At 73.9% G+C, this 16,978-nt stretch carries 11 protein-coding genes; 4 read left to right on the top strand and 7 right to left on the bottom strand.

The window, feature by feature from the left end:
- Window positions 1-71: 71 nt before the first annotated feature.
- Together VFW71_03965 and VFW71_03960 are read right to left on the bottom strand one after the other, a co-directional pair.
- Window positions 72-734 carry a response regulator transcription factor gene (locus tag VFW71_03965; GenBank protein HEU5001921.1) on the bottom strand — a complete coding sequence of 221 codons (663 nt, stop codon included), beginning with the start codon at window positions 732-734 and terminating at the stop codon, window positions 72-74.
- Complete coding sequence (locus tag VFW71_03960) at window positions 731-1,906, bottom strand: sensor histidine kinase (GenBank protein HEU5001920.1); 1,176 nt, start codon at window positions 1,904-1,906, stop codon at window positions 731-733. Before VFW71_03960 ends, VFW71_03965 begins: the two co-directional genes overlap by 4 nt.
- A 215-nt stretch (window positions 1,907-2,121) precedes the next feature.
- On the opposite strand from VFW71_03960, the gene VFW71_03955 reads away from it, so the two are divergent.
- The 4 genes from VFW71_03955 to VFW71_03940 all read left to right on the top strand — a co-directional run bounded on the left by VFW71_03955 (window position 2,122) and on the right by VFW71_03940 (window position 8,674).
- Window positions 2,122-2,862 (top strand): ABC transporter ATP-binding protein, encoded by a 741-nt coding sequence (locus VFW71_03955; GenBank protein HEU5001919.1) that lies wholly within the window; start codon window positions 2,122-2,124, stop codon window positions 2,860-2,862.
- A 36-nt stretch (window positions 2,863-2,898) separates the two neighbouring features.
- Window positions 2,899-5,439, top strand: coding sequence for an FtsX-like permease family protein (locus tag VFW71_03950; protein HEU5001918.1), 2,541 nt, complete (start codon window positions 2,899-2,901; stop codon window positions 5,437-5,439).
- A gap of 189 nt (window positions 5,440-5,628) precedes the next feature.
- Window positions 5,629-8,103, top strand: coding sequence for an FtsX-like permease family protein (locus VFW71_03945; GenBank protein ID HEU5001917.1), 2,475 nt, complete (start codon window positions 5,629-5,631; stop codon window positions 8,101-8,103).
- A 28-nt stretch (window positions 8,104-8,131) separates the two neighbouring features.
- Window positions 8,132-8,674: a pyridoxamine 5'-phosphate oxidase family protein gene (locus tag VFW71_03940; GenBank protein HEU5001916.1), complete on the top strand. Its 543-nt coding sequence runs from the start codon at window positions 8,132-8,134 to the stop codon at window positions 8,672-8,674.
- Window positions 8,675-8,682: 8 nt separating this feature from the next.
- Here VFW71_03940 and VFW71_03935 read toward each other — a convergent pair whose 3' ends face one another.
- The 5 genes from VFW71_03935 to VFW71_03915 are packed head-to-tail and all read right to left on the bottom strand — an operon-like array spanning window position 8,683 to window position 16,818.
- Window positions 8,683-9,534 (bottom strand): MBL fold metallo-hydrolase, encoded by an 852-nt coding sequence (locus VFW71_03935; GenBank protein HEU5001915.1) that lies wholly within the window; start codon window positions 9,532-9,534, stop codon window positions 8,683-8,685.
- A gap of 4 nt (window positions 9,535-9,538) precedes the next feature.
- Complete coding sequence (locus tag VFW71_03930) at window positions 9,539-11,998, bottom strand: FtsX-like permease family protein (GenBank protein HEU5001914.1); 2,460 nt, start codon at window positions 11,996-11,998, stop codon at window positions 9,539-9,541.
- Entirely contained in the window at window positions 11,988-14,384 is a 2,397-nt protein-coding gene (locus tag VFW71_03925; protein HEU5001913.1) for an ABC transporter permease, read from the bottom strand. Before VFW71_03925 ends, VFW71_03930 begins: the two co-directional genes overlap by 11 nt.
- Complete coding sequence (locus VFW71_03920; protein HEU5001912.1) at window positions 14,381-15,832, bottom strand: NAD(P)/FAD-dependent oxidoreductase; 1,452 nt, start codon at window positions 15,830-15,832, stop codon at window positions 14,381-14,383. The genes VFW71_03925 and VFW71_03920 overlap by 4 nt, the downstream gene beginning before the upstream one ends.
- The gene (locus tag VFW71_03915) at window positions 15,829-16,818 is read right to left on the bottom strand and encodes a cyclic nucleotide-binding domain-containing protein (GenBank protein HEU5001911.1); all 990 of its coding nucleotides are present in this window, start codon (window positions 16,816-16,818) and stop codon (window positions 15,829-15,831) included. The genes VFW71_03920 and VFW71_03915 overlap by 4 nt, the downstream gene beginning before the upstream one ends.
- Window positions 16,819-16,978 lie beyond the last annotated feature (160 nt).

Below are 16,978 nucleotides of genomic sequence, written 5' to 3'. Positions count from 1 at the left end.
TCGTGCGAGCCTGACCGCCAAAATGGCGGCGAGACTCGCATGAAAGCCCCCACCCGGCCCAGGCGGGGGCCTCACGCCCAGCCCGGGCGCACCAGGCCGGACTCGTAGGCCTTCACCACCAGCTGCGCCCGGTCCCGGGCCTGGAGCTTCGTCATCGCCCGGCTCACGTGGGTCTTGGCGGTGGCGACGCTCACGAACAGGCGCTCGCCGATCTCGGCGTTGGAGAGCCCTTCGGCCACCAGGGCCACCACCTCCCGCTCCCGCTCGGTGAGCAGCCGCAGCTCGGGGAGGGGGGCCGGCGGGCGGGACTTCGCCACGAACTCCTCGATGAGCCGGCGGGTGACACTGGGGGCCAGCAGCGCCTCCCCACCGGCCACCGCCCGCACCCCGCGCACGAGGTCGGCGGGCTCGATGTCCTTCACCAGGAAGCCGCTGGCGCCCGAGCGGAGGGCTTCGAAGACGTACTCGTCGAGTTGGAAGGTGGTGAGCACCACCACCTTCACGCCGCTCAGCCCGGGATCGCTCGCGATGGCCCGGGTGGCTTCGAGGCCATCGGTGCCCGGCATGCGGATGTCCATCAGGACGACATCAGGTCGCAGGCGACGCGCCTGGCTGACCGCCTCGGAGCCGGTGGCTGCCTCGCCCACGACCGAGACGCCGTCCTCGGACTCCAGCAGCGCCCGGAACCCGGCCCGCACCAGGGCCTGGTCGTCGGCGAGGACCACCGTGATCACTGCCCGGGCTCCGCGGCCACCGGAGCCCCCGCCGGCAACTCGGCGTGCACCCGGAACCCGCCGCCCGGCCGGGGGCCGGCGTTAAGGGTCCCCCCGAGTGCAGCCGCCCGCTCCCGCATACCCAGGATGCCGCTGCCCGGGGACGGTAGGGTCCCGGCCCCGGAGCCGTGCCCGTCGTCCTCGACGGTGAGCACCAGGGCCGCGCCGGTCCGCCGGATGGTTACCTCGGCCGAACCCGCACCGGCGTGGCGGATGACGTTGGTGAGCGCCTCCTGCACGATCCGGTAGGCGGCGACATCGACCGGCACCGGAACCGGCACCGGAACCGGCCCCCCGACCCCCTCCACCGACACCGCCACGTGCAGCCCGGCAGCCCGGGCACCGGCCACCAGGTCGTCGAGCTGGGCGAGCCCGGGCGATGGCCTGTGGGGGGCGGCGTCGCCGGTCTGGCGCAGGGCGTCCAGCGCCGAGCGCAGCTCGCCGAGCGCCTCCTTGCTGGCCGCCCGGATGGCGGTGAGCGCCGAGCGGGCCTGGTCGGGCAGCTCGCCGTTGACGTGGAGCGCGACCCCGGCCTGGACGCTGATCAGCGAGATGTTGTGGGCCAGCACGTCGTGCAGGTCGCGTGCGATGCGCAGCCGCTCCTCCGTGGCCGTCCGGGCGGCCTCCTCCTCACGCCGGCGGCGCTCCTCGTCACGCCGGGCACGCCGGGCGCGCACCGCCTCGGCCGCCCCGAAGAGCACCAACAGCCCGGCCGCCAGCAACGTCAGGCCTAGCGCATTGGGCGCCGGCCCCCGCCCCAGCCAGTCGTCCAGCCAGGGAAAGACCGAGAAACCCACGACCGCGGCGATCCCCGCCGCCAGGCGCTGGCCGTGGACGACGGCGGTGGCATACGCCACCAGGAGGGCAAGCCATACCGGCCCGGGGCCGTAGCCGATGAGGAAGTACACGAGCAGCAGGCCGGAGACTGCCCCGAGGACGATCGCCGGCTGGCGGCGCCGGAACGCCAGCGCCCCGGCGATCGCCAGGATGAGCAGGCCGCCGGCGGCGTCCATCGGGCGATGGGCGTGGAGGTGGTGCGACGTCCCGAAGCTGCCGGCCTCCATGACCCCGGCCAGGAGGGCGGCCAGGGCCACATCCCCCAGCCGTGGCCGCCACGACGACGCCGTGCTCATCCCGCGAGCGTAGGCCACCGCGCGCTCGGCGTCATCGGCCGGAGGTATGACCCTGGACGACCCCGGCCTACTCCCGGCGTGGTACGCGGCCGGCCCGGAACGGGCGGCCGGGAGGACACCGAAAGGGCCCACCGGCTGACGACTCGGGAGCCCCCGGCGCCCAGCATGGTGACCCTGCCCATCGCGCAGGTTCACCCGGCCCTAGGAGGCTTGCCATGCAACGAACCATGCTCCGCACCGCCGCCCGGGCGGTCGCCGCCACCAAGGTCTACGGCACCGGGCCCACCGCGGTCGTCGCCCTCGACGCGGTGACCGTCGACATCCCCGCTGCCCGCTTCACCGCCATCATGGGGCCCTCGGGATCGGGCAAGTCCACGCTGATGCACTGCCTGGCCGGCCTCGACCAGCTCACCGACGGGCAGGTCTTCCTGGGCGAGGTGGACCTCGGCACCCTGTCCGACACCGAGCTCACCGTCCTGCGGCGCACCCGCCTCGGCTTCATCTTCCAGTCCTTCAACCTGCTGCCCACCCTGACCGCAGCTGAGAACATCACCCTCCCGCTCCGACTGGCAGGCACCCGCGCCGACCCGGCGTGGGTGGACGAGGTCGCCCGCCAGCTCCACCTCGAGGACCGCCTGCGCCACCGCCCGTCCGAGCTCTCCGGCGGCCAGCAGCAGCGGGTGGCCGTCGCCCGGGCGCTGGTCACCCGGCCCGAGCTGATCTTCGCCGACGAGCCCACCGGCAACCTGGACTCCCGCACCGGGGCCGAGCTGCTCCTCCACCTGCGGGGGGCGGTGGACCGCCTGGGCCAGACCATCGTCATGGTCACCCACGACCCCCGGGCTGCCGCCGTGGCCGACGCCGTGGTGTTCCTGTCCGACGGCCGCATCGTCGGGACGCTCCCCGAACCCACCGAGGGCGCCGTCCTCGACCGCCTGAAGGCCCTGGGCGCCTAGCCAGGCCTGGTACCCGCCACCAAAGGAGACCCGCCAATGCTGTCCGTCATCCTCACCGGGCTGTGGGCCCGCAAGCGCCGCCTCATCGGCATGCTGGCCGCCGTCGTCCTCGGGGTCGGGTTCCTCGCCGGGGCGCTCGCCCTGGGCGACACCCTGAGCGCCAACTTCAACCAGCTCTTCACCCAGGCCAGCGCCGGGACCGACGTCGTCGTCCGCGCTCCCGCCGCGGTGGGTACCGGCCTGGATGCCTCCCGGCCGCTCATCCCCCAGTCGCTGGTGGCCGCGATCGCCAAGGTGCCCGGCGTGGCCGACGCCCAGCCCTCGATCACCGGCTCCGGGCAGATCATCGGCTCGGACGGCAACGCGGTGGGCGGCCTCGGCCCGCCCCGCACCGCCGGCGCCTGGATCTCCGACCCCGCTCTCACGCCCTACCGCCTGGTCGAGGGCCGGGCCCCCGCCGGCGCCAACGAGGTGGTCATCAACAAGGGCGCCGCCCTCAGCGGCCACCTGCAGCTCGGACAGGAGATCACGGTCGAAACGCCGGCTGCCATCCAGGTACGCATCGTGGGCATCGTCACCTTCGGCGACGCCAACGGCTTCGGCCAAGCGACCTACGTGGGCTTCAGCCTGCCGGGGGCGCAGGCCTACGTGACCGGACGCCCGGGCTCGGTGTCCAGCATCCTGGTCCGGGCCGCCTCTGGCGTCACCCAGCCGGAGCTGGCCGCCCGCATCGCCCGAGTGCTACCCGCCAACGTCCAGGCCCTGACCGGGGCTGTGGTCACCCAGCAGACCATCGCCGACCTGACCGGCGGCTTCCTCTCCGCCCTGCGGGCGCTCCTGGTGATCTTCGCCGCCATCGCCCTGCTGGTGGCCACGTTCTCCATCGTGAACACCTTCTCGATCCTCATGGCCCAGCGCTCCCGGGAGCAGGCTCTGCTCCGCTCGCTGGGCGGCACCCGGCGCCAGCTCCTCCTCGCCGTGCTGGCCGAGGCCCTGGCGCTCGGGATCGCCGCCAGCGGGCTGGGGCTGGCGTGCGGTCTGGCCATCGCCGGCCTGCTGAAAGGCGTCTTCGACAGCTTCGGTTTCGCCCTCCCGGCCGGTGGACTCGTCATCTCGCCGACGACGGTGATCGCCGCCCTCGTGGTCGGCATCGGGGTCACTGTGGGCGCCGGCCTGTTCCCCGCCCTGCGGGCGTCCCGGGTGCCGCCCCTGGCCGCCCTCCGGGGGGCCGCGGTGGAGGCTCCGCCCTCGCTGCGCCGCCGGCTGATCCTCGGCGCCGGGGCGGGCGTTCTGGGGGCGATCCTCCTGGCGGTGGGCGTCACCACCGCGGCCAACGGCCTGCGCTGGGTGGGTCTGGGCTCGCTGCTGGCCACGGTGGCAGTGGTCGTGCTGGGCCCGGTGGCAGCTCGGAGCGTGGCCGGTTGGATCGGCACCCCGTTCGAGTCGCTGCGCGGCATGCCGGGCGCCCTCGCCCGGGAGAACGCCCGGCGCAACCCGCGCCGGACGGCGGCCGCCGCCACCGCGCTCATGGTGGGGGTGGCCGTCGTGTCGCTGTTCACGGTGTTCGCCCGGTCGATCTCGGCCGCCGGCACCGCGGGCGTGAGCGATGCCTTCAAGGGCGACATCGCCGTGGTGGCCGATGGCTTCGGCCCAGGCGGCGTCGCCCCCCAGTTGGTGGGCGCGATCGCCGCCCTCCCCGGCATCGGTACGGTGTCGGGGATCGGCGAGGGCCAGGCGCTGATCGGTGGGCGGGCCGAGCAGGTCAGCGTCATCGACCCCGCCACCCTCCCGGCCGTCCTGGACCTGGCTCCGGCCGCGGGCTCGCTGGCGAAGCTGCAGCCGGACCAGCTGGCGGTGTCGCAGGCCGAGGCCACCAAGCGGGGATGGCACCTGGGCAGCACGGTCACGGCGGTGCTCCCCGACGGGACCCGCCAGGCGCTCACGGTAGGGGCGCTGTACGGCTCCCGGGTGCTCACCGGCGACTACCTCCTCCCCCAGGCGCTGTGGGCACCGCACGCCCTGCAGAGCCTGGACGCCGAGATCTACGTCACCCTGCCGCCGGGGGCGCCGGCCGGCCCGCAACTGGCGGCGGTCAAGAAGGCGGCGGCGCCCTTCGGCAAACCGTCGGTTGAGGACCGGGCGACGTACCTCGCCCAGGCGGGCTCGGCCATCAACGTCGTCCTCGGCATCGTCTACGTCCTCTTGGCCCTGGCGATCGTGATCGCCGTGCTGGGCATCGCCAACACGCTGTCGCTGGCGGTCCACGAGCGCACCCGGGAGATCGGCCTGCTGCGGGCAGTCGGCCAGACCCGACGCCAACTGCGCACGATGATCCGCTTGGAGTCGGTGGTCATCTCCCTGTTCGGGGCGATCGGCGGGGTGGGCCTCGGCCTCGTGCTCGGCCTCGCCCTGGCCGAGGCAGCGGGCCAGTCCGACGGCCTCACGAAGTTGTCGGTCCCGGTGCCGCAGTTGGTCGTCATCCTGGCCCTGGGCGCCGTCGCCGGGCTCCTGGCCGCCATCCGCCCCGCCCGCCGGGCTGCCCGCATGCCGCTCCTGGGAGCGATCACGGCCGAGTAGGGGCCGGCCGGGCCCAGCGGCGGGGCGAAGGGGTCGTTCGTGCGAGCTTGACCGCCAAAATGGCGGCGAGATTCGCAGGAAAGCCGCCCACCCTGCGCAAACGCGAGCCCGAACGGAGGGGCGGCCCCCAGCCCAAAACGGGGGCTGGCCCCCTGTGCGCCGCACCTGCGGGATGCCACACTTGCGGACGTGGGGGCGGTGCGGTACCGGTTTGGCGCCGAGTGGCGCGCGCGGTGGCGGGGTTGGCTCGCCATCGCGCTGCTGGCCGCGGGGTTCGCCGGCCCGGCCCTCGCCGGCATGGCGGGCGCCATCCGCACGGACACCGCCTACGCCCGCTTCAACAAGGCCCACAAGGGCGCCGACCTCCTCGTCGAGGACTTCATCCCGAACCCCGATGCGGCCACGGTCACCCACGCCCAGGTGGCCGCCACCAAGGGCGTCGCCGAAGCGGAGAACGTGCGCTCGTTCGGCTTCGAGGAGGTCGGCTTCGACGGCTCGAACCCGGACACCACCACGGCGGCCCTCACGGCCGCCGGCCAGGACAGCCTCGAGGTGATCGCCAGCGCCGACGGCCAGGCGTACGGGTCGGGGATGGACCGCCCCAAGCTGCTGGCCGGCCGGTTCCCCGACCCGGCGAACCCGAGCGAGGTCGCCGTCGACTTCACATTCCCCCGCACCCGGCTGGGCACCAAGGTCACGGTGCTGGCCGACAGGAGCCTCGACGGTGACCCCCACCAGCCCGACCAGCAGGCGAACCCCATCCCCATCACGTTCACCATCGTCGGCGTGGTGGCGGCACCGGGACAGTTCCCGCCGCAGACCCCGAACAACTACTACACGGGTGCCGCCATGTACGCCACCCCGGCCTTCTACCGGGCCCACACCGGCGACCTGATCGGGCTGGACATCGACCTGGTCCGCCTGGCTGCGGGCACCACGCCGGACCGGGCCGAGAACCAGTTGCAGACCCTGAGCCCGGATACCCGGCAGGTGCCCGTGAACGCGCAGTCCGAGCAGGCCGCCGAGGTGGAGCGCTCGACCCACCTGGAAGCGCTCGCCCTCTGGGTGGTCGCCGGGCTGATCGGGGTTGTGGGCCTGCTGGTGCTAGGCCACATCCTCGCCCGGGCCGCCGCCTTCGACGCGGCCGACTTCCCCACGCTGCGCTCGATGGGCCTCACCCGCGGGCAGGGCTTCGCCCTGGGCCTGCTGCGGCTGGCGATCATCGGCGTCGTGGGCGGCGCCCTGGCGGTGCTCCTGGCCGTGGCGATCTCCCCCCTGACCCCGATCGGCCTGGCGCGGGTCGCCGAGCCCTCGCCCGGCTTCGCCCTGAACTGGGCGGTGCTGGGGCTGGGCTTTCTGGCGGTCGCCGCCGGGTGCCCCGTCCTCGGGGCGCTGCCGCTGTGGCTGGCCACGGCCCCCAACCGGGCAGCCGACGCCGGGCGCCGGACCCAGCCCTCGATCGCCGTCGCCCGGCTCTCGGCCGGTGGTGCCTCCCCGGCGGCAACCTGCGGCGTGTGGATGGCGCTCGAGCCCGGGCGGGGCCGCCGGGCGGTGCCCGTCCGCTCCACGCTGGCCGGAGCCGCCATCGGACTGGCCGCCCTGGCCGGAGCGCTGACCCTGGGCGCCAGCCTCACGCACCTGCTCGGCAGCCCCCGGCTGTACGGCGTCACCTGGGACACCGACATCCTGAACAACAACGGCCCGGACGGGGTCCCGGCCGCCGTGCCGGTTCTCCAGAAGGATCCCGACGTGGCGGCGGCCGCCTACCGCTACGCCGGCATCGACGTGCAGATCGGTGGGCACTACCTCACCCAAGGGATCGCCTTCATCCCGGTGAAGGGGGCCCTCGGCCCGCGCGTGGTGGCGGGCCGGGCGCCGGCCGGCGACAGTGAAATCGCCCTCGGCACCCGGACGATGGACCAGCTGCACCTGAAGATCGGCAACACGATCCAGGCCGTCGCCGAGAACCAGAACGCCCCCCCGGTGAGCCTGCAGGTGGTGGGCCGGAGCGTCCTCCCACCGGGCGAGTTCGTCGGGCGCCTGGGGGTCGGAGTGGTGGTCACCGAGGCGGGGCTGGAGCGGATGGCCGACGTGGCGCACGGCTACCAGCTGCGGCGGCCGTACATCATCTCGGTGGCCTACCGCCCGGGAGCCAACGTCGCCCGGGCCCAGAAGCGGCTCCTGTCCGCCCTGACCGCCGCCGATCCGCAGTTCCTCATCCAGCGCCCGCCGCAGCCCAACGACCTGGTCAACTTCGGGCGGGTCCAGAACCTGCCGCTGGTGCTGGCTGGCCTTCTCGCCCTCCTGGCGGCCGCCACGGTCACCCACCTACTGGTGAGCTCGGTGCGCCGGCGCCGGGGCGACCTCGCCGTGCTGAAGACGTTCGGCTTCGACCGCAGCCAGGTGCGCCGCACCGTGGCCTGGCAGGCAACCACGCTGGCGCTCATCGCGTCGATCGTGGGGATTCCCCTCGGCATCGCCGCCGGGCGGCTGGGCTGGGACCTGATCGCCGGGGCGCTCGGGACGGTGGTGGACCCGATCACGCCGGCCCTGACCCTCATACTCGTCATCCCCGGCACCCTGGTGCTGGCGAACCTGGTCGCCGCGGGCCCGGCGGCCCTCGCCGCCCGGATCCACCCGGCCGACGCCCTGCGCACCGAGTAGGCCCGGCGCCGCTGGTAGGTTCTTCAGCGTGCAGCCCAACGAGATTGCCGAGATCCTGAACCGCCCCCTCAGCCAAGCACTCCTGGGGCGCGGGATGACCCGGCTCGCCTACATCGCCAACGACGGGACACCCCGCAGCATCCCGATCGGGTTTGCCTGGAACGGCTCGCACATCGTCATGTGCACCACCAAGAACGCCCCCAAGCTCAAGGCCCTGCGCCACCATCCCGCGGTTGCGCTGACCATCGACACCGAGGAGCACCCGCCCAAGATCCTGCTGCTGCGCGGCGTTGCCGAATTGGACATCGTCGAGGGCATCCCGGCCGAGTTCCTGCAGACCTCCGGCGTGACCAACATGACCGCCGAGCAGCGGGTCGACTGGGAGGCTGAGGTCCGTTCGCTGTACGACGGCATGGTCCGGATCGTGGTTACTCCCACGTGGGCAAAGCTCATCGACTTCGAAACGACGCTGCCGAGTGCCGTCGAAGCACTGGTCCGCCAGCGCGAGGAACGCCGGCGCTCAGCGGCGGAGACCGCAGGTGGACAGGAGCGGGCTGTGGACAATCTGTGAGGGTGTCGCTACCGCCCGGCCACCTCCAGCACCATCCCCTGCGCCGCCGCCGCCACCGGGACGGAGGCTGCCGCCAGCGAGGAGACGATGGCGTCTAGCTGATCGTCGGTGCGGGGCGGGTCGTGGTGGAACAGCAGGAGCTGGCCGACCCCGCACAGCTCGGCCAGGTGCACCGTGTAGTCGATCGCCGAGTGCCCGAAGTGTGCCCTGGCAGGGAACTCGGCGGCGGTGTACTGCGAGTCGTGGATCAGCACGTCCACGCCGTCGATCAGGGTGCGGGCCGCCTCGTGGTACTCGCCGAAGCCCTCCGGGCCCGGGCCGAAGTTGTTCGGGCTGTGGTCCGAGAGGTAGGCGAGGCTGGCTCCGGTGTCGTCGGTGATGCGGAACCCGAAGGTCCGGCCGCCCTTGTGCGGGATGTCCCGGGCCAGCACGGACAACCCCTCGATGCGGTGCGCCCCCTCCTCCAGCGACCCGAACGACCATTCCCCGAGCAGGTCCCAGGGCATGATCGGGAAGTGGGGGGGCGACATCATCCGGGCCAGCACGTCCCGGGCGGGCGCCCCCTGCTCGGGCAGCAGGACGGAGACCTTCGAGTCCCGCCGGTCCCCCCCGCCCGGGAAGAAGGGCAGGCCGTGGGTGTGGTCCCAGTGCAGGTGGCCGAGCAGGATCGTCCCCTGGAACGCCTCGCCCCCGAGGTACCGCGACAGCTCGCGCAGCCCGGTGCCGGCGTCCAGCACCAGCCGCGGCCGGTCGTCCCCGGGTGCGGTGATCGCCACGCACGAGGTGTGGCCCCCGTAGCGGACGAACTCGGCCCCGGGCGACGGCGTCGATCCGCGCACCCCGCAGATGCTGACCTGCATGGCGCTACTCCGATCGAAGGACGAGGGCGGGCGGGGTCCGCCCGGCGAGGGCCGCCGGGATCAGCGACGCCAGGTTAGCGGCCGCCAGGACGGCTGCCACGCCCGCGGCGATCAACAGGATGGGCGTCGCCGGCTCGGGAAGGATCCCCTGCTGGTTCGCCAGCAGGTCCCACAACCAGTGCCCGGTGCCGACGCCCACCGGGATGCCCACGACCAGCACAGCGAGCCCGAGGGTCGTCGCCTGCCACAGCACGGTGCGGCGCACCTGGGCCCGGGTGAACCCGAGCGTCTTCAGGATGGCGAGGTCGCGCCGGCGGCGCCGGACGGCGGTGACCACCAGGTGCACCAGCACGAGGAGCGCCACCAGCCCCAGCAGGCCACCGAGCACGTAGGGCAGGTAGCGCACCTGCCCGAAGTTCACCAGGGTGTCGGGCACCTGCGGCGAGGTGGCGCCGAAGTTCTCGTCGAGGGCCTGGAGGCGGTCCTGCAGCTCACCGGTCGCCTTGCCCACGTCCCTCCCGGGCTTGAACTGCACGGCGATGATGAAGGGCGGGAACGTGGTGGACCCCTGCGCCAGCCGGTCCAGGCCGGACCGGGTCAGGACCGCCCCGGTGCCCAGGGCCCCCGAGCTATCCCCGGGTTCCAGTACCGCCTGGCCCACCAGGCGCACGGCCAACGGGCGGGCCCCCTGGTCGAGGGCGCTGGCCTCCAGGCTGTCGCCGATCCGCAGGTGCAGGCCCTGCATCGTGCGGATGCCGAGGGCCACCTCGTCGGGGGCGGAGGGCTCCCGGCCGGCCACGATCACCGGGTGGACCAGCCCGTGCACCGGGTCCAGCACCTGGATGCTGGTCTGCACCGGATCCGCCCCCGAGCCCCGCCCCGCAGCGCTGAAGGTGCCCGGCACGTTGTAGTCCCACGCGGCGGCGAGGACATCGGGATCGGAGCGGATGATGTCGATCCCCTTGGCGGCGGCGTCCGGCCCGTTGTTGTTGGTGACCTCGGTGTCCCACGTGACCCCGTACAGCCTCGGCGTGTGCACCAGGTGGCCGAGCGACACCGCGAAGGTCAGCGCCGCGACCAGGGCCGCCACGCCCACGATGCCGCCCCCGAGCGTCGAGCGCACCGGGACCGCGGTCGGCCCGCGGCCGGGCTCCAGGGCCATCCGGACCCCGGCGGTGGCCGCCACCGGAAGCCCCGCCGCTGCCACCCGGCCGGCAACCGTGGGGCGCTCCTGGACCACCTGCTCGCCGGGCTCCACCCGGGTAGCCGCCCGCGCAGCCCGCCACAGGGGTACCGCCGCCACCGCCAGGGCCAGCACCAGGAGGCCCACCGCCCCCGGGACCAGCACGAGGGCGTCGAAGGCCAGCCCGGGGTGGGTCTCGGCGTCGCGGATCACGCCGATGGGCGCCAGCGGGGAGAGGGCCAGGGACGCCGCGATCGCCACGACGCCAGCCGCCCCGCCGGTGACCGCCGTCCCGGCCAGGCCCAGGCGGACCAGCTCGCCGCGCCCCAGGCCCATCGCCCACAGCGTCCGCCAGTCCCGGCTCTCCAGCACCGCCTGGCGCACCAGCAGGTCGATCAGCACCAGGAGCGCCACGAGGCCCAGGAGCCCGGAGAGCATCCACAGCGCCACTACCTGCAGGTGGAAGCTGCGCTCGGTCTGGGCCGACTGCTGGCCCATCGGGATGATGACCGGCTGGAACCCGGTGCCCGTCAGCTGGCCCACGGCGGCGGTGAGGGCGTCGACGCCGGGGGCGCCACCCCGCACCCGCACCACGTTGGCGTCGTAGTAGGACAGATCGCTGACATGGGCAGCGATGAACGCCGGCGTGACGTAGATGCCCGGACCCGACCAGTAGAACCCGGTCTCGGGCGGGAACTGGCCCGGCGTGGCCACGACACCCACCACGGTAAAGGTGAAGGGCATGGTGGACTGGTAGTTGGGGATCCACTGCGGCCCGCCGGGGGCGGGCAGCACCAGGCGGAGGCGGAGCCGGCTGCCCGGACGCAGGTGGTCCCGGTCGGCGGTCGAGTAGTCCACGACGACTTCGTTCGCACGCGACACGTCCGCGGCACGGCCCGACCGCAGGTGGAGCTGGTTGATGCCCCGGCCCACGGTGAAGGCGTCGCCGCCGGGCGACCCGAAGGTGTTGGCGAACTGTTGGCCCTCGAAGCTGTCGAAGACCCGCATGCTGGCCGCCTGGGCCACCTGGGGTAGGGCCGCCACCGCCCCGGCGTCGAGCGCCGGGATCTGGGGGTTGGGGGTGGTGTCGAACACCACCGCGTCCGCCGGGTTCGTGGCCGCCTCCAGGCGCGGGTAGGCCGAGGCGGTCCGCCGGGCTCCGGCGACCCCCGCCAGCGACACCGACACCACCAGGCCGATCACCGCCCCGAGGCCCAGCCACGAGCCCCTCCGGCTGCGCAGCTGCGCCCGGAAGCAGAGCCCGACCGCGCTATTCGGCACGGAGGGCCTCCGCCGGGAACCAACGGCGGGCGACGGAGCGCCCGAGCAGGACGGCGAGGACGTTCACCACGGCGACCGTGATCGGGATCAGCGCCAACACCGCCAGCAGCGACAGGGGGGCGTCCGCCGCCAACGGCACCCGCTGGGCCACCAGCCGCCACCCGAGGCGCCCGGCGGCGATGCCCAGCGGCACGCCGAACACCAGCCCGAACAGCCCGATGGCGGTGCCCTGCGAGTTCACGACCAGGCGGGTCCCCGCCGGGGCGAGGCCCAGGGCGCGCAGGATGGCGAAGTCCCGCCGCCGGCGGCGGCTGGAGGCCACCAGCGCCAGGCTGACCGCGGCGATGGCCACGAGGGCAAGGAAGACCGCCAGCGCAACGGGCAGCACCGTGATGTTGCGGAGGTTGGTGAGCTCAGGCGGCAGGACCGGCGGGCCCACGCCTGCCACGGAGCCGCCCAGAGCCTGTCCCAGGTGCCCCACCAGGGCGCCCCCCGACTCCCCCGGGGGGGCCTGCACCGCCAGGAGCCGGTCGACATCGCCTCCGGTCAGCGTGTCGCCCAACGGTGGCACCAGCGCGTCGTAGCCGCCCGGCGTGAGCCAGATCCCCTCGTCGAACTCGGAGTGGGGGTCGGTGGGGAACAGGGCCGCTCCCACCAGGCGCACCGTCGTCTCCGGGTCGCCGATCCGCACCTGGTCGCCCACCTTCACGCCCAGCTCCCGGGCGGTGGCCGGGCCGATGTCGGCCTCGCGATCCTCGGCCGGCGCCCGGCCCGACGTCACCGTCATGCCGAAGGCGGCCGGGGTGGCGCTGGTCGGGGACCGGAGCGAGAAGGCCGGCACCCCGACGCCGTTGACCGGGAGCACGTAGCGGTCGCGCACCGCCACCGACGCGGCGGGGCCCGCCGCCGTCTCCACCTTCGAGGCCAGGTCCGGGCTGATCCCCCGGGCCGTGAGATCGCCGGGATTGGGGGACACCTCGGCGTCCCAGTTCACCCCGGCAAGGGCGGGATGGTGGAGCGCATAGACGATGCCCTGGTTGATGGAGAAGGTGGCGACCACCCCGGCCACACCCACCACCGCCCCGGCCAGGGCGGGCCGTACCGGGATGCTGCGGACCCCGCGACCCTTGTCGAAGGCCATACCGGCGCCGAGCCCGACGGCGGCGGGCGCCGATCGGCGGATGGCACTGGCGAGGCTGGAGGGCCGCGCCTCGGCCGCCGCACCCCGGCCGTAGGTGCGCCGCGCCACCGCCCAGGCGTAGACGACGACCAGCGCTCCCGCCACCAGGACGCCGGGCGCCAGCACGACCCAGTCGATGTGGAACCCGGGGTTGGGATCGATCTGCCTGCCGAGCCCCACGGGAAAGGCGTCCGACAGAAGTGCGGCGGTCACAAACGTGACGACCAGCGCGGCGGCGGTCGTCAGGATCTGCGCCAGGGCACCCGCCACGGCGACGTCGCTCCGGGTGAGCCCGATCGCCTGCAGGGCGGCCACGTCGTCGCCGATCAAGGCGGCGGAGCGGCCGAGCGCCTGGGCGACCAGGAAGCCCCCCGCCAACACCACGGCCACACCGAGGAGGAGGAGGGCGACGCGCTCGACGTCGAGCGTGGTGGTCACGCGCCGGCTGACCTGGGCCAGATCGAGCACGGGGGTGCCCGGGGCGACCAGCTGGTGGACGTCGCGCTGCAGCGCGGCCACGCCACCCCGGCCCGGCCGCACCACCGCCTGGGCATTGGGCAGGGCGAGGATCCGGCTGCGGTTCTGCTCGATGAATGCCGGCGACGTGAAGACCTGGCCGTCGGGGACGAAGAGGTACTGGTCGATCTCCTTCACCTCACCGACGACGTGCAGGGTGAAGGTCGGCCCGTCGGGCGGGTCGCCAAACGCCGCGTTGGCCTGGTCGGGGCCGTTGGCCTGGAAGGAGAACGTGCTGCCGACCGGCGCCTGGGAGACAGCGTGCTGGTCCACCACCACCTCGTCCGGCGCCCGGGGGTCGTACATCCGGCCCCGCACAACGATGGGATGGTCGACGCTCCCGAAATAGGTGCCGTCGTCCGAGCCGAAGATCACCGCACCGGGCTGGCCGCCGATGCTGCCGAACAGCAGGTCCCAGATGGCCAGCTCCTTGACCTCGGGCCGGGCGCGGAGCCTGCCCCAGTCGGGGTTCAGCTCGCCCACCTGCGAGGCGAAGATCACCGCGCTGGCGGCGTGCGTCGCCGCCTCCAGGCGGGGCAGGGCGGTCGCCGTCCGGCGCGCCCCGGCGAAGGCGGCGAGCGCCACGCCGGCGGTGACCCCCGCCAGGATCCCGAGCGCCACCAGGGAGACCCACCGCCGGCGCAGGTCGTGGCGCGCCCAGGAAGCGGCTGCCGCCCGCCCGCCGGTCATGTCGGTACCCGGTCGGGGGCCAACCCCAGTTCCTTCATGGCCGCCTGCGCCGCCCACCAGCCGCACATGCCGTGCACCCCGGCCCCCGGAGGGGTCGAGGACGAGCACAGGAACGCGCGCTGATCCTTCATCGGCACGGAGTAGGGATGCGGCGTGACCATCGGGCGGGCCACCAGCTGGAGCCCGCCGTGTGACCCCCCCGTGATGTCGCCGCCGATGTAGTTGGCGTCGTGCGCCTCGATCGCCGCCGGCCCCATGGCATGGCGGGCCAGCACCCGGTCCTTGAACCCGGGGGCGAAGCGCTCGATCTGGGCCTCGATCCGGTCGGTCATGTCCACCGAGGAACCGTTCGGCACGTGGCAGTAGGCCCAGAACGTGTGCTGGCCCTCCGGCGCCCGGGAGGGGTCGAAGAGGCTGGTCTGCGTGCACAGGACGTAGGGCGCCTCCGGGTGGCCGCCGCGGGCCACCTCGGCCTCCCCGGCGGCGATCTCCTCCATCGTCCCCCCGACATGCACGCTCCCCGCCCGGGCCACCTCGGGCGCCTTCCAGGGCACCGGCCCGTCCAGGGCGTAGTCCACTTTGAAGGCTCCCGGGCCGTAGCGGAACCGGCGCAGCCGGGCCCGGTAGGCGGGCGCCAGGGCGTCGCCGGCGATGGCCAGCAGCTGGCGGGGCGTCACGTCGAACAGCAGCGCCCGGCTGGGGGGGAGGTCGGTCAGCGAGGTGACCCTCCGGCCGGTCTCGATGGTGCCCCCCTGCCCGGCGAGGTAGGACGCCAGGGCGTCGGCGATGCGCCCTGAGCCGCCCGCGGCCATCGGCCACCCGCCGGTGTGGGCGGTGCCCATGAACGTGAGGCCGAACGAGGCGGTGAGCGGCTTGCGCAGGTCGAGGATGGAGTGGCCCGCCAGCCCGGTGAAGAGGGCCCGCGCCCGCTCGGTGCGGAACTGGGTGTGGGCGAAGGTCGTCGCCGGCCAGATCGCCCCGATGCCGAACCGGCCCATCACCAGCGGGTGCGACGGCGGGCGGAGCACCGGCGCCAGGATCGACGAGGCCAGCTCTTCCCAGTGCTCCACCAGGGGGAGGGCGATGCGCCGCCAGGCTCGCCCGTCCTCGCCGAGCCCCTGGGCGGTGGCGTCCAGCGAGTGCTCGAGGAGCGCAGCAGTCCCGTCGGGCAACGGGTGGGCCGCCGGGGCATCGGGCTGGACCCACCTGAGGCCGTGCTCGGCCAGCGGCAGGGCCTGGAACGCCGGCGATGCCACCCCGAGGGGATGGATCGCCGAGCAGACGTCATGCAGGAACCCGGGCAGGGTGATGGCTTCCGTGCGCGTCCCACCGCCGATGCGGTCGGCCGCCTCCAGGACGTGCACGGAGCAGCCCGCCCGCGCCAGGGTGGCGGCGGCGGCCAGCCCATTGGGGCCGGCGCCGACGACCACTGCGTCGTACGTGGTCACTCCTTCTCGCGGCGGTGCTGCTTGCCCACCTCCGCCAGGAGTGCCGGGTCGATCGTGGTCTTGGTGGCCCGGGCCGCCTTCACCTTCGTCACCGCCCGCAGGGTGGCGGTGCGCTTGCCCCCCTCGAGGATGGCCCGCTCGCCGACGATGGCGCCGGGGCCGACTTCGGCGACCCCCACGCCGTCCACCTCCACCACCAGGACGCCGTCCAGCACCACGAACAGGTCAGTGCCCTTGTCCCCCTGGTTCATCAGGGTCTTGCCCTCGGCCACGTTGAGGATGTCGACCCCCTTGCCGCCCATGATGGTGGCCGAGATCTGGCGCTCGGTGGCGCTCTCGGCCACGGTGATGAGGGCCTTGGACCCGGTGCCACCCCAGGGGCTGTCCCGGGTGAAGGCGCTGCGGTACCAGGTCTTGAAGTCGATCATCCCGCTCTTGGCCGCCAGGTCGCCGTTGCGGTCGTAGACCCAGTGGCGCGGGAAGGGGCTGGCGCCGGCCACCTCGAAGTGGGACGTGCCGTTGGCGTTGATGGTGAGGGCCAGGCTGGTCCACGCCAGCGGGGCGGTCACCTGGACGAAGGGCGGGCGCCGGACCCGTCGCGGCGCCGGGGCACCCGTGCGCCCGCCGGCCGACTGCACGAAGCGCACCGAGGTGGCGGTGACCTCGGGCTCGGGCTGGATGTCGGGGAACGCCACCGCCGGGATCGACATCGCCACCGGCCCCAGGCGCAGCGAGGTGGACCCGATGTGCCCGTGGCCCTCGTGGCCGTAGCCCACGATCTTGCCGCCCTCGACCTCGATCCACGCCTTCAGCTGGTTGGCGAAGCGGAACCGGTCGGCCTCCCGCAGGGCGTCGAGGTCGTCGAGGTGATCCGGGGGCGGCGGGTCGTAGTGGCCGATACCCACCTCGAAGGGCAGCTTGGTCAGACCAGCCACCGCCTCCGACGGAATCCACGACAGCGATGTGACCGACGAAGCAATCCGCATGTCCCCCTCCTTGCGACGGCTGTTTCCCCGCTCTGGCTCTGGTGCGAAAGGCTACTGCCCGGCCCCTCCGTGACCCACCGTGCCAGCCGGTGAAATCGGGGGGGTACCCGCCCCCCGCGAACTGGCGGGGCATCCCCCCTTGTGCCCGGCGCCGTGTGCC

Source organism: Actinomycetota bacterium, assembly GCA_035765775.1.
Taxonomy (GTDB): Bacteria; Actinomycetota; CADDZG01; order JAHWKV01; family JAOPZY01; genus DASTWV01.
Note: the sequence above shows the minus strand (reverse complement) of the source record. Positions and strands in the feature narration are given on the sequence as shown.